Consider the following 13,549-nt stretch of genomic DNA (forward strand, 5'->3'; position numbering starts at 1 on the left):
TACCTTGGGTCTTCGACCTGATGGAATTTTCTGGAATGAAGCTTCAATATACTACTAGTGTGCGCACAAGCGCGCTGCTGCTTGCCCTAGGCCTGTTATCCTGCTCTAAAAAGCTGATGGTTTCTGATGCTGCCCCGTCCGCAACGCCGGTAGCCGTGGTGCCCGGCGTAAGCCAGCAACTGGCGGAAGACCGTGCCCGCCGTCTTTCACGCCTGGGCTATGACCTACAGCTATTCGTGCCGTCGCGCAAAGACCAGCCTATTGCGGCTACCGAAACCGTCCGGTTTCACCTCACGGATGCCAGCCAGCCTGTGCAGCTCGATTTTAAGGAGCAGGCCGACCATCTGAAAAGCTTGAAGGTGAATGGCAAGCCAGTAACGATTGACTTCCGGCAGGAGCACTTGGTACTACCCCCCCAAAGCCTAAAAACCGGCCCGAACGAAGTTCAGATTGAGTTTACGGCCGGCAATCAGAGCCTCAACCGCAACGAGGATTTTCTCTACACGCTGCTCGTGCCCGACCGCGCCCGCACCGTGTTTCCGGTCTTCGACCAGCCTAATCTGAAGGCATCCTTTCAGCTCACGCTCACGATGCCGCCCGAGTGGCAGGCCTTAGCCAACGGCCCGCTGCTCGATTCCACCACCACGGCCACGAGCAAAACCCTGCGCTTCGCGCCCTCCGACACCATTAGCACCTACTTGTTCTCGTTTGCGGCGGGGAAGTTCACGCGGGTTTCGCGCACGCTGGGGGGTAGGGACATGCAGTTTCTGCACCGGGAAACGGACCAGGACAAGTTGCGCCTGAGCCTGGACCCCATCTTCCAGATTCATGCCGACGCGCTGAAGTTTCTAGAGGCCTACACTGCCATTCCGTACCCATTCCGCAAGTTCGATTTTGTAGCCCTGCCCGATTTCCAGTACGGCGGCATGGAGCACGTGGGCGCCATCGACTACAAAGCCAGCACGCTGTTTCTGGATGAAGGCGCCACCCAGGATCAGAAAATCAGTCGTTCTAACCTTATTGCCCACGAAACTGCCCACATGTGGTTCGGCGACCTAGTGACCATGCAGTGGTTCAACGACGTGTGGATGAAGGAGGTGTTTGCCAACTTCATGGCCGACAAAATCACGCAGGTGGCCGTAGCTAATTCCAACTACGACCTCAAGTTTGTCATCGACCACTACCCGGCGGCCTACGGCGTCGACCGTACTACCGGCGCCAATCCTATTCGGCAGGAGCTAGACAACCTGAAGGATGCCGGCTCGCTCTACGGCAACATCATCTACCACAAAGCGCCCATTATGATGCGGCAGCTGGAGCGCCTGATGGGAGAGGAGCCCTTCCGCCTAGGCCTGCAGGAGTACCTCAAAAAGTACAGCTTCGGCAATGCCACCTGGCCCGACCTCATTCAGATCCTCGATGCCCGTACCCCCGCCGACCTCCAAGCTTGGAACCAGGTGTGGGTGAACCAGCCCGGCCGCCCCATCTTCGACTACGACCTGAAAACCAGCAACGGCAAGATTGCCAGTCTACAGCTCACCCAGCAAGCCGAGGATAAGTCGGATAGGCTGTGGCCCCAATTGTTTGAGGTGCTGCTGGTGTACCCCGGCGGCCAGGTAAAGGAGCTGACCGTGAACATGAACCAGCGCCAGGTTGCGTTATCCCAGGCGGAAGGAGATGCAGCCCCAGCCTTTATTCTCTTTAATTCTACTGGCCTAGGCTACGGCGTGTTCCCGCTTGATAAGCAGCTGACGACTGGCCTAGCCCAGCTGCAGAACCCGGTTGCTAGGGCTTCGGCCTACGTGAACCTCTATGAGAACATGCTCAACGGCCGCAGCATTGCACCGCGGCAGCTGCTGGAGGTGTATCGGCAGGCGCTGCCAAAGGAGAAAGAAGAGCTAAACATTAAGCTGCTGACCGGCCAGCTCACCGATATCTACTGGAAGCTTCTGAAGCCGGCGGAGCGTCTGGCGCTGGCGCCCACGCTGGAAAAGGAGCTGTGGCAGACCATGCAGCAAAACCCGGCGGCCAATTCCAAGAAGCTGTTGTTCAAAGCGTATCAATCTCTTGCCCTGAGCAAAGAAGCCCAAACGCGCCTCTACCAGATCTGGGATAAGCAGCAGGCTCCTACGGGCGTGAAACTCACCGAAGACGACTACACCGCCCTGGCCTTAGCCCTGGCCGTCCGGGACTACCCCGCCGCCACGCCCATCCTGCCCAAGCAGCTCACCCGCATCCAAAACCCCGACCGCAAAAAGCGCATGGAGTTCCTGATGCCCGCCCTCTCGCCCGATGTACAAACCCGCGACACCTTCTTTGCCTCGCTTTCCGACGAGAAAAACCGCGAAAAAGAGGCCTGGGTAACGGCAGCACTGGCCTACCTGCACCACCCGCTGCGGGCCGCTACCTCCGAGAAGTACCTGCCCCAAAGCCTGGCGCTGCTCGAAGAAATACAGCAAACCGGTGACATTTTCTTTCCGGCATCCTGGCTACAGGCCACGCTAGGTTCCTATCAAACGCCCACCGCCGCCCGCACCGTCCGTGACTTTCTGGCGGCGCACCCGAACTACAACCCGAAGCTGCGCGCCAAGCTCCTGCAAGCCGCTGATGATGTGTTTAGAGCCGAAAAACTAATGATGTAAAGATGTCCTAGTACCAACAGAACCCCCACACCGCACGTCATCCTGAGTGCAACGAAGGATCTTGTCACGCCTAAACGACTGGCCTAGCGCCTTGTGCTGACGTGACAAGATCCTTCGCAAGCTCAGGATGACGTGCGGTGTGAAACTGCCTTACACCGGAAACTCAGCCCCGCAATGGGGGCAGCTATGCAGGTTGGTGCCGGCGTAGTACAGGCGTTTCCACCACGCAGCGTTGGATACGGGAGCCGGGTCGGGGGTGCCGCACTTGGGGCAGCGGACTACTGACCTAGCGGTACGCTGCTGCTCAAACTCCTCTACTGTAGCCTGGGCGTTGGCAGTATCTTCTTCCTCAATGAGCAGCTGAAAATACATGCCGTCGCCGAAGGGAAAGGTAGGTGGGCCACATGTTTTTACCAGCGCTGCCACCTCAGCTTCCTGAAGTAGCTGGTACAACTCCACCGCTTCAGAGTAAGTCAGAAATTGAGCAGCCGGAATAAACATTTTTTTATCTTCTGTGACGTCACAATTCCTCCGCTAAAGTGACAGAGTCGTAACCGGGCGGGTACTGCCAGCAACCTGCAAGACATAGCCAACCGGTACAGAAAAGGCCTTGGGATACTTGTGGGTCAGCGTGTAAAGGCAACCTAGAAGGGCGTGCAAAACGTGTCACAAACAAGCGTCTAGCTTCCTTTCGTCGTGTCCTTAAAATTTGTCTCTTTGAGAAGAGTAGTTACCTTCTTGAAATGTGTGGCTGGCAGACTGGCTTGGTAAGCAGATTCTTTACATTCGCACCCCTCTGGATAACCTAACTGAGTGATTGGGTTTCCTTTGGAAAGAGCCTCCTGCTGCAACAGGAGGCTCTTTTAGTTATGAGCTCTTATAACCAGTTTCCTATTTGCGGCGGCGCGCTGGCGTGGCTAGGCGGCTACGCAGCTTCAGCACGTAGGCCAGTAGGCCTATCGAAAGCACGGCCAGGCCGGCGGCCAGCAGTTCGCGGCTGGTGCGGGCCTGGGTGGCCTCGGCTTCGGCGGCCTGCAAGTCCTGCAGCTTCTTTTCGCGCTGTTTATCGCGGAGCTGGAGGTTGGCAATCTGGTTTTCGAGGTCGTAGAAGCGCTGGCGGGTGCTGCTCTGGTCGGTTTCGGCTACGGTTACCTGCTGCTTGGCCTGCTGGTTTTCGGCCACTACGGCGGCGGTGCGGCGTTGGGTAGCGTCCTGCACCGCCCGGATGAGCTCAGTGTCTTTGCGGATAATACCTTTGAGGGCATCCACCACTTCCTGCAGGTCTTTCTTGCTGGGCTTGTTGGCCAGGAAGGCGTTGCGCTGGGCATTGGCGTCTTCGTATTGGCGCACCAAGGTTTCCCGCTCCTTAATCAGGCGAGGCAATGGGTCGGCCACCGGCGCCAGGGCGGGTGTTTGGGCAAAGCTAAAAAGCGGCAGGAAAAGGAGGGCGGCGGTAAGCGAACGGGAAAGCATCATAGTCGCAAAGAAACGACGAACTGGCCTAGAAGGATATATTCTGGCGGAAACGCCTGCTTGTGCTACCTCTGGGGTACTAGAGTGGCAACGACTTCTGTGGCCAATACAATTGCACTGCTAACCTGGCCTAGGTATCTGACGTGCTAACGAAAGGCCGTCATTTCAAGCGTAATAAGTTAATGTGAAGCTGATCAAAAAATCAACAGAACGTCATGCTGAGCGGAGTCGAAGCATCTCTACCGCTTCGTTAGCTATACTTCAACGAAGCGGTAGAGATGCTTCGACTCCGCTCAACATGACGTTCTTGTGAGTTCGGTATGATTTTCTGAACTGCGTATATAGTAGCAGTCTTAGTACGCGAGATTATCCAACAAGCTCAGAATTAGGGGCTTCCCTTTTGCTGTATAACATTCACATGCGCTAGGCCAGTCGAGCAACCGTAAACGCGAGGTTGCTTACTTGATATCCTATCCGCCCAGCGCTGGCACCGGCTGCCGGATTTCCTTGGGGCGGTGCTTGTAGAACGCTAGAATCAGGATGGGCAGCAACGTCAGCTCGGCGACTACGCCGAACAGCAGCGTAAGGCCAATGAGCAGGCCTACGTAGAAGGTGCCGTCGAAGGAAGAAAAGATGAGCGTGGAAAAGCCGCCGACGAGAATAAGGGAGGTGACGATAACGGCTTTGCCAGCCATCAGGTAGGTTTTACGGACGGCCTTGAACAGGCTACGCTCCTTGAGCAAAACCAGCTTGAGCTTGCTGATAAAGTGAATAGTGTCATCGACAGCTATTCCAAAAGCAATGGTGAAGATAATGCTGGTGCTCACCTTCATGTGCACGCCGGCCAGCCCCATTACGCCCGCCACAATGAGAATGGGCACCAAGTTCGGGATGAGTACGACCAGCGTCATGCGCACGCTCCGAAACAGCACCAGCACGATAAGCGTGACCATCACGATATCGATGCTCATGCCCGTTATCATGTTCAGGGTGAGGTTTTCGTTGTTTTTATCAATGAGGTTAGCCGAGCCGGTGAGGCGGGTTTGCAGCACAGTGGCGTCGGTGTGCTCGGCCAGATACTGGCGCAGGTCGGCGTTGAGCTTATCGGCCCGGATGCTGCCTACGTCGGGCATTCGGCCGGTCATGCGGCCTTCGGAGGCATCGGGCAGCACCAACGCCCGGAACTCCGGCTTCTTGCGGAAGACCTTGATCTTTGATACCAACCGCTGTAGCTCAGCATCGGAATCAGGGAGGCGGTATTCTTCCAGTAGGCCACCGTTCACGGCTTTGCGCACCGATTTTACCAGTGTAACCGGTGAAGCCACGAAGTTAAGGCCGTACTCTTTAAGCAGGTAATTCTCAATCTGCTCAGTCTGGCGCAGCACGGGCAGGTCGTAGATAGTGCGGCCGGGGCCGGGCTTCAGGTCCAGCTCGAAGGGGCGCACACCGGCAAACTGCCGCTCAAAAAACCGGAAATCCAGCTTCACGGGGTCGTTTTTGGAGAGGTCGTCGAGCAGAGCGGAGTTGATGCGGATGCGCGAGGCCGAAGCCACGGACCCAATCAGGAGCAGGGCGCTGATGGCCACCACCCACTGCCGACGCGCCAGCACCGTCCGAAACATGCGGCCCAGCACGCCGTCCCAACTATGGCCCTCCTGGCGCGGAATGCGCAGCTGGGGCTTGCGCAGCAGCATGAGCATAGCCGGCAGCAAGGTAAACGACAGCACGAAGGTGAGCAGCACCGCAATACCCGTAAACAACCCGAAGTTGTAAATCGGGCGGATGGTGCTGGTCATCAGGGTAAAGAAGCCGATGCTGGTGGTAAGCGCCGAAAGCCCCGAGCCAAACCCCGATTCCTTGAGCGTAATCAGCAGAGATTCGCGCTTGGAAGTGCCGTAGCCGAGTTCCGTGACGTAGCGCGTAATGATGTGGATGGTATCGGACATGCCCACCACAAACAGCATCACGGGCAGCAGAGCCGTCATCAGATCAATGCTCACGCCAAAGGCCGACATCACGCCCAGGCCCCACAGAATGGAGCCCAGCACCACTACCAGCGGCAGCACCACGCCCCACCACGTCCGGAACGTAAACCACAGCAACCCCGTCACGAGTACCACCGAGAGCGACATAAACACCATCAGCTCCCGCTGCAGACGGTCTACGAAAATCGACTGCGCCACCAGTTTGCCGGCCAGGTGGTAATCGGCCTCCGCGAAGCCCTGGCGGCTCAGCTCGGTGCGCACGGCCGCCAAAAGGGAGTCGCCGGGGGGCTTGCTGAGGTTGGGGGAAGTCTGTAGCAGAATCGTGACGGCGCGGGCATCCTTGGAAATCAGGTTGCCGATGAGGCCCGGCGTGCGGTACACCAGCGCCGAATCCTGGGCGCGGCGGGCGGGCTCCTCGGGGTGGAGGTAGGGCACGTTGAACACGCCCAGGCCCTCCAGCACCGGGTTGGTGGCGTTGGTCGGCGACGTGACGTGCACCACATGTGGCCTACGCTGGATAAAGCGCGTAAGGGAATCTACGCGGGTCAGGAACTGTGGCTCAAACACGGTGCGGCCGGCCGGCGCTTCGAGGCCCAGCAGCACGTAGTCGTTGTCGTTGCCGAAGCGTCCGGAGTATTGCTGGTAGTAATCCAGGTCGGGGTCGCCGGCGGGGTAGAAGTCGTTGAAGTTGTAGTTGAAGCGCAGCTGCGCCACGAAATACACGCTCACGGCCGAAAGCAGGGCCAAGACAAGCAGAACACTATAACTGAGTTTGCGGAGGGGCATAAGCGGTAGCGCGAACCCAGCGGTGCGCGCAGCAGAGGAAAAGGTGGCCTAGGCCAAGTACAAAAGCCAAAACAAAGCAACTGCATCCCGCCGATATACTTTCGGAGTGGCCTACAGTTGCTATCTTAGGGTCGGCGGTAAGCCAACCGTCATTTTCCGGCTTTTGTTTCCCTTTTACCTCTTCGCTGTCATGAAAAACGCCCTGCTCGCCCTTGCTCTGTTCTCTTTCGTTGGTACTGCCGTTGCGCATGAGGGCCACAACGACGATAAAGCCAAAAAGGGCAAGAAGGAAGCCTGCACTCCAGCCATGCAAGCCAGCTGTGCCCCCGGCAAAAAAATGGCCTCGGGCGGCTCCTGCTGCATGAAGAAAGGCGCCAAAACTGCTGCTGTTACGCCCGCACCAGCGGCAGCGGCCGTGAAGTCGCTGTAGAAATTAATCCTGTTCGCTTAGAAAACCTCGACATAGAAATGTGTTGAGGTTTTATTTTTTGTAGAAATAGAAGATACTTATAGCTTTAGCAAATATTAATTAACCCTAAAAACATAATGGAGCTTATCGATCAACTTACCAATCTAGCCTCGCGGGCACAGAAGCAAATTTCCCACATCCAAACGGAAGAAGCTACCAAGAATGCGCTTGTAATGCCATTCATCAATGCACTTGGGTACAATGTCTTTGACCCCACAGAAGTAGTGCCTGAGTTTATCTGTGATATAGGCACGAAAAAGGGCGAAAAGATTGATTACGCCATCATGCGCGATGGTAAGCCTATTATTCTAGTAGAGTGCAAACACGCTGGCGGCGACTTGAATATCAATCATGCAAGCCAGCTGTTTCGATATTTTCATGTCACAGAAGCGCGTATTGCAGTACTTACAAATGGCATCACTTATAAGCTGTTCACGGATTTAGAACAGCCTAACAAAATGGATGAGCGTCCATTCATGGAATTTGACTTATTCAACTTTCACGAAAACGACGTCGCCGAAATAAAGAAATTAAGCAAAGCGTCGTTCAATATCGAAGACATGCTGTTTGCCGCATACAATCTGAAGTATATGCGGGCTTTCAAAAAGTACTTCGATGAACAGTTTACACAGCCATCTGCTGATTTCATTCACTTCATATCTAAGCAGATTTACGATGGGGTCCTGACACCCAAACTAAAAGAGCAGTTCAGCATATTGGTGCATCGTTCATTTCACCAGTTTCTAAATGATAAGATAGCCATGCGCTTACGCTCGGCAATGGCCGACACAAGTAGTCAAGGTATCTTGGCAGTTGATATTCCGATGCCACAAGTTCCTGATCTGACACCAACAGAAGTAAATCTGGAAAACAAGGACAAGGATATTGAAACGACTGTTGAAGAAACCGAAGGATTTATGATTGTGCGAGCTATTCTGCGCAAATCAGTACCGGTTCATCGGGTGGTAATGCGGGATGTTCAATCCTATTGCGGCATTCTACTTGACGACAATAACAGGAAACCAATCTGCCGATTGCATTTCAACGGCAGTAAAAAATACGTGACGTTATTTGATGTTGAAGGCGGGGAGCGAGTTGATATAAACTCCCTGGACGATCTATATGGCTTGGCCTCCCGGATTCGTACAGCTGTACAACGCCATGAAACAAAAGTGCCGGAAGCTCCCACAGTGTAAAAGCTGGTACCTGCTCTTTTACAAAAGAAGCCCTCCTGTATTATCAGGAGGGCTTCTTTTGTAAATAAAACTCAATCATTAACTCACCCGTTTCCACTCAACTGCTCCAGCCGCACCTTCACCTCGGCCAGCCGTGCCTGCTTTTCCGTTTCGCGGCGGGCAATGGCAGTGCGGGTCCAGTAGTGGTGGGCACCGAGAAATTTTACCTGAATCTGATACCAATCCTGCTCATCGGGCACCATATCGCGGGCTTGCCACTCCTCGAAGAGCGTCTGGCTGGTCGACCAGAAATCGGGGCGGCCCAGGTAGTCGAGGTCGGCGTCGCATAGGATTTGGGCCAGATGCAGATGGTCGGGGGCTTGGGGAAGCTGAGTGGCCATAATCATGCGGCAAATCAGCTCTACCTGGCTGGGCGAATAGGCCATACCGGGCAGCACCCGGCACACCAGCTCGCAGCTGGCGGCTTCGTGGCCCTTGTAGGTGGTCAGAAAGCCAGAATCGTGATACAAAGCTGCCGTGCGGAGCAGCGTGAGGTCGTCGGGGTTGGTGATGCCTTCGGCTGCGGCCAAGGACGCCGATTGCTCTACCACATCGAGGGTATGGTGCAGGCCATGGTAGAGCAAAGAAGCTGGCAATTGCTGACGCAGCAGGTTCAGCACATAAGTTTCAGCGCGTAGGTGATCCATCGGGCAGGCGGGCAGGGATAAAGTACTGTAATAACAGGAAAAAACCGGTGTCATGCCGCGCCAGGCCGTTATCTTGCGGCATCTCATTTCGGTTGCCAGTTGCCAATGTCGTTCTGACTAACAACTGGTAACTGGCAACCCGCAACTGGTAACTGAAGCCAAGAATGACACTACTTGAACGCTGGCAGCAATTGCTGGGGATTCGGCCCGATGAAGGGCGCACGGTGGGGCTGTTCTTCCTGCACAACTTTCTGCTGGGCATCGGCACCATTCTGGTGTACGTGTCGGCCAACGTGATTCTGCTCGAAAATAACCCCGAGCGAAACCTGCCCCTGGCCTACGGGGTGGCGGCGCTGTTGATGATTGCGTCCGGCAAAATATATGCCCATTTTGAGCATCACCTGGGGCTGCAGCGCGTGGCTGTGCGGGTGCTGCTGGCTGTGGTTATGCTGACGGGCGTGCTGGGCGTGTTGGTGGCCGTAGGCCACTCGGTAGCGGCCGCCGTGGTTATTATGGCGGGCTACCGCGTCATTTATCTGCTCACCAACCTGGAGTTCTGGGGCGTGTCGGCGGTGGTGTTTGATGTGCGCCAAAGCCGGCGCCTGTTCAGCGTCATCAGCTCCGGCGACATGCCCGCCAAGGCCCTGGGTGCCGTGCTGGCCATCCTGATTCATCATCATACGGAGCTGCTGTGGCTGCTCCTGACGGCGTTTGCCGCCTATATATGTGCCCTGCTGGTGTTGCAGGCTACCGGCCGCCTGCACGTGGTAGAAGCCCGCTCGGCCGCCCGCGCCCAGCGCACAGAAGCCGTGACACCTGGCCTACAGCGCTGGTTTGGGAGCAGCCGTCTGGTGCTGGCCATGTGCCTGAGCATGCTGGCCATTGCGGCCGTTACCACTGGCATTGAGTATTCGTTTTTCGTCAACGTCAAGCACCGCTTCCATGATCAATCGGTGGTGATGCGCTACGTGGGGGGCGTGCTGGCTCTCACCTACTTGCTGGCGCTGGTGTTTAAGCTGCTGCTTACCAGCCAAACGCTCGATCGGGTGGGGTTCCGGGGTACGTTGCTGGCGCTGCCGGGCACGGTGCTGGTGGGGCTAGGTCTGTACGGGGTGCTGCACCTGACGGGAGGGGCTGAAGAGAATCTGATGCTGTATTTCTGCGGGCTGTTTCTGGCCCTGGAAGTGCTGCGTAGAGCTGTGTTTGATCCGGTTTTCCTGATTCTGTTTCAGCCGCTGCCCGCCACGGAGCGGCTGCAGGCGCACACGCTGGCAAAAGGCGTGTATGAGCCACTGGGCATGGGCCTGGCCGGGGTGTTGCTCTTCGCTTTTCATGCGCAGCCAGCACTAAGTCAGGTGCTTACGTTTGGCTGGATGACGCTCCTGGCGCTGGCCGCTCTGGCGCTGCTGTACCGTGCATATGGCCACTATCTGGCCGAGCTGCAGCACGCCGTGAGCCGCCGGTTTGCGCCTTCGGAAGAGGGTTTCTTCGCCTCGAACGGGACTGGAGTTGCCAGTGGCCTAGCCAACGGGACGGTGCCTGATTCTGCGACTATTCAGGCCCTGATTATGGCCCTCACGGATAAGAATACGCGCGCCGCTGCCACCGATCAGCTGGTGCAGCTCGGCGAAGCAGCTTTGCCTGAACTGACCGAAACCCTGCACACAAGCACCGACGAGGCCCTAATCCGGCGTGTAGCCCAGCTGCTGGGGCATGTACGCCGCCCCGCCAGCCGCCAAGCGCTGGTGGAACTGGCCCGGCAGCCCAACCTTTTCCGGCGAGAGGCCGCGCTACGGGCGTTGCGCAGTTTTGAGCCGGTAATTGCCGATGCTCCCATTTTTCAGGGGCTGGTGCAGCAGGAGCTGCGCCTGGCTCATCAGTTGCTTCTAGGCCAGCTGAGCACGGCCAATGGCCCGTTGCAATCCAGCCTCGACTATGAGCTGCTACGCGTGCAGCAGCGACTATTCGGCCTGCTGTTACAGCTCTATCCGCCCCAGATCATTGCTGATGCCCAGCGCGGCGTGGCGCATGCTGCCCGCGAGCGGCAGGCCAACGCCCTCGAAATGCTGGACAACCTGATTCCCAGGCCAGTATATCAGGGGCTGCAGGCGCTGCTGGATGTAGTGCCAGTGGCGGAAAAGGTCCGCCGGTTCAACGCATTGTTAAGCGCAAATGGGGCCGCTATGTCCATCGTGCCTGGCATTGTGGAGCGCGGCGAAGTGGCCTACACCGACTGGACGGTAAGCATGGCGCTTAGCCAGTGGCACCCCACGCCCTACACCGTAGGCCAGGCCTTGCCCCATTTGCACAGCACTAACCTACTGATTCAGCAAAGTGCGGTGGCCGTTCTAGACCGCTTCGCGCATGCTGCCCCCGAAGATTACCAGCACTTGCTGGAAGCCCATCCTCACTTAGTATCCTTGCTCATGAGCCACCACGCCACCACATCCCGCATCTCGGCTACGGAGCTGGTTGCCCTGCTCAAAAACACGGCGCTCTTCTCCGAAACCCCTGAAAACGTACTCAGCAGCATCGTGCCCATCATGAAGGAGGTGACCTTCCGGGAAGGGGAGCAAATCTTCGCCAAAGGCGACCTGGGCACGTCCTTGTTCATTGTGCAGGAAGGGGAGGTAAACATCCTCAGCGGCACGCAGCAGCTGGCCACTTTCCGCCCCGGCGACTTCTTTGGCGAGCTGGCCTTGCTGGATGCCGAGCCGCGCTCTGCCTCGGCCGTGGCTCACGGCTCGGTGGTAGCCTTCCGCCTCGATCAGGAAGATTTCTACGACGTGATGGAGGAGCGGGGCGAGGTATTGCGCAATATCATGCGCGTGCTCTGCCAGCGCCTCCGCCGCCAAAACGAGAAAATGCAGGTGCCGGAGGTGAAATAGTGAGTTTGACGTTCCGCATTAATAAAAATCAGAGCAAAAGCCTGATAGTCAAAGGTAAATGCCAGGCAGTGTAGCGTCTGCCACGTGGGTATTCGTGTAGCTGGTAGTACATTCGGAAGCGGCAGCCACTAAACATGTGGCTGCCGCTTCTGTGTTTACCGTAAAACCTGGCTTCCGGACTACTGCTAGGCCTATCTAATGGGGTAGGTTATCAGCCGAAGGAATTCAACAAGAAAATACGTGTAAGTAGAGTAGTATGGATAAGATTGCATTAGTAGTAGGGGCAAGCGGCATCATTGGCAGCAACCTGGCCCAAGAGCTACTCGCGAATGGCTGGACAACGTATGGCCTGGCCCGCAAGCCCAACACTGAAATAGCCGGCCTACAGCCCGTAGCTGCCGATTTGCTCAACGAAACTGGCCTAGAGACTGCCCTGGCCGATGTAGCACCCACACACGTGTTCATCACCAGCTGGATGCGTAATGACACAGAGGCGGAGAACATCCGCGTGAACAGCGCTATGGTGCGCAATCTGCTCTCGGTACTCTCACCCAAAAAATCGGTGCAGCATGTGGCGCTTGTTACGGGCCTGAAGCATTATCTGGGGCCATTTGAGGCCTACGCGAAGGAAGGCGTACTGCCGCCCACGCCTTTGCGGGAGGAGCAGCCCCGTCTGCCCATCGAGAACTTCTATTATGCTCAGGAAGATGAGGTGTATGCCGCCGCCGAGCGCGACGGGTTTACTTGGAGCATTCACCGCCCGCACACCATCATCGGCAAAGCCGTTGGCAACCAGATGAATATGGGTACCACCCTGGCCGTGTATGCCACCCTCTGCAAGGAAACCGGCCGGCCCTTCCGCTGGCCTGGCTCCAAGGCGCAGTGGGAAGGCCTCTCCGACGTAACCGATGCCCGCGTGATAGCCAAACAGCTAATCTGGGCCGCCACCACGGAAGAGGCAAAGAACGAGGCCTACAACGTGGTGAATGGTGATGTATTCCGCTGGAGCTGGCTCTGGGGCCGGATTGCCGACTGGTTTGGAGTAGAAGCGGTGGGCTTCGATGGCACCATCCATCCGCTGGAAAGAGAGGAAACCTTTGATCAGACTTTATGGGGACTTATCAGACGCCGTTCTAATCTGGTTGAAGCCGACCTCAACCGTCTGGTCTCGCCCTGGCACACCGACCTGGACCTAGGCCGCCCCATTGAAGTCATGACCGATATGAAGAATAGTCGGAAACGGGGCTTCACCGTGTTCCAGAGCACGGAAGACTCTTTTTTCGACCTCTTTAAGCAGCTGCGAGAAGACCGCCTGATTCCATAAAATCGGCAAGCTCTCGGAACCAAGTACAATAATCATCCAATACAAAAGGCACGTCATCCTGAGCCTAAGCGAAGGATCTTCTTAGGTTAGCACGAGGCGC

9 protein-coding genes are annotated in these 13,549 nt (G+C 56.6%); 5 read left to right on the plus strand and 4 right to left on the minus strand.

What is annotated here, in order from left to right; all coding sequences use genetic code 11:
* Positions 1–35: 35 nt before the first annotated feature.
* On the plus strand, positions 36–2,642 hold the full coding sequence (locus tag CFT68_RS03495) for a M1 family metallopeptidase (RefSeq protein WP_088842032.1): 2,607 nt from the start codon (positions 36–38) through the stop codon (positions 2,640–2,642).
* Between the two features lie 150 nt (positions 2,643–2,792).
* Here the strand turns inward: CFT68_RS03495 and CFT68_RS03500 are convergent, their stop codons facing one another.
* From CFT68_RS03500 to CFT68_RS03510, 3 genes are all read right to left on the minus strand, one after another.
* A complete protein-coding gene (locus CFT68_RS03500; RefSeq protein WP_141106426.1) occupies positions 2,793–3,095 on the minus strand; it encodes a hypothetical protein in 303 nt (100 codons plus the stop codon).
* Positions 3,096–3,533: 438 nt separating this feature from the next.
* On the minus strand, positions 3,534–4,118 hold the full coding sequence (locus tag CFT68_RS03505) for a hypothetical protein (RefSeq protein WP_088842034.1): 585 nt from the start codon (positions 4,116–4,118) through the stop codon (positions 3,534–3,536).
* Positions 4,119–4,585: 467 nt separating this feature from the next.
* The gene (locus CFT68_RS03510; RefSeq protein ID WP_088842035.1) at positions 4,586–6,886 is read right to left on the minus strand and encodes an efflux RND transporter permease subunit; all 2,301 of its coding nucleotides are present in this window, start codon (positions 6,884–6,886) and stop codon (positions 4,586–4,588) included.
* A 190-nt stretch (positions 6,887–7,076) separates the two neighbouring features.
* On the opposite strand from CFT68_RS03510, the gene CFT68_RS03515 reads away from it, so the two are divergent.
* Positions 7,077–7,316 (plus strand): hypothetical protein, encoded by a 240-nt coding sequence (locus CFT68_RS03515; protein ID WP_088842036.1) that lies wholly within the window; start codon positions 7,077–7,079, stop codon positions 7,314–7,316.
* A 116-nt stretch (positions 7,317–7,432) separates the two neighbouring features.
* On the plus strand, positions 7,433–8,551 hold the full coding sequence (locus CFT68_RS03520) for a type I restriction endonuclease (RefSeq protein WP_088842037.1): 1,119 nt from the start codon (positions 7,433–7,435) through the stop codon (positions 8,549–8,551).
* Between the two features lie 83 nt (positions 8,552–8,634).
* Here the strand turns inward: CFT68_RS03520 and CFT68_RS03525 are convergent, their stop codons facing one another.
* Positions 8,635–9,237 (minus strand): HD domain-containing protein, encoded by a 603-nt coding sequence (locus tag CFT68_RS03525; protein ID WP_088842038.1) that lies wholly within the window; start codon positions 9,235–9,237, stop codon positions 8,635–8,637.
* A gap of 164 nt (positions 9,238–9,401) precedes the next feature.
* On the opposite strand from CFT68_RS03525, the gene CFT68_RS03530 reads away from it, so the two are divergent.
* Both CFT68_RS03530 and CFT68_RS03535 read left to right on the plus strand, forming a co-directional pair.
* Positions 9,402–12,125, plus strand: coding sequence for a cyclic nucleotide-binding domain-containing protein (locus CFT68_RS03530; RefSeq protein WP_088842039.1), 2,724 nt, complete (start codon positions 9,402–9,404; stop codon positions 12,123–12,125).
* A gap of 256 nt (positions 12,126–12,381) precedes the next feature.
* Entirely contained in the window at positions 12,382–13,449 is a 1,068-nt protein-coding gene (locus CFT68_RS03535; RefSeq protein WP_088842040.1) for an SDR family oxidoreductase, read from the plus strand.
* Positions 13,450–13,549 lie beyond the last annotated feature (100 nt).

The sequence above is a fragment of the Hymenobacter gelipurpurascens genome (genome assembly GCF_900187375.1).
Lineage (GTDB): Bacteria > Bacteroidota > Bacteroidia > Cytophagales > Hymenobacteraceae > Hymenobacter > Hymenobacter gelipurpurascens.

What these genes read in the sequence shown, in the direction of transcription:
- CFT68_RS03530 (WP_088842039.1), top strand. Translation starts at nt 9,402, where the DNA reads ATGACACTACTTGAACGCTGGCAGCAATTGCTGGGGATTCGGCCCGAT.
- CFT68_RS03525 (WP_088842038.1), bottom strand. Translation starts at nt 9,237, where the DNA reads ATGGATCACCTACGCGCTGAAACTTATGTGCTGAACCTGCTGCGTCAG.
- CFT68_RS03535 (WP_088842040.1), top strand. Translation starts at nt 12,382, where the DNA reads ATGGATAAGATTGCATTAGTAGTAGGGGCAAGCGGCATCATTGGCAGC.
- CFT68_RS03510 (WP_088842035.1), bottom strand. Translation starts at nt 6,886, where the DNA reads ATGCCCCTCCGCAAACTCAGTTATAGTGTTCTGCTTGTCTTGGCCCTG.
- CFT68_RS03520 (WP_088842037.1), top strand. Translation starts at nt 7,433, where the DNA reads ATGGAGCTTATCGATCAACTTACCAATCTAGCCTCGCGGGCACAGAAG.
- CFT68_RS03515 (WP_088842036.1), top strand. Translation starts at nt 7,077, where the DNA reads ATGAAAAACGCCCTGCTCGCCCTTGCTCTGTTCTCTTTCGTTGGTACT.
- CFT68_RS03505 (WP_088842034.1), bottom strand. Translation starts at nt 4,118, where the DNA reads ATGATGCTTTCCCGTTCGCTTACCGCCGCCCTCCTTTTCCTGCCGCTT.
- CFT68_RS03495 (WP_088842032.1), top strand. Translation starts at nt 36, where the DNA reads ATGAAGCTTCAATATACTACTAGTGTGCGCACAAGCGCGCTGCTGCTT.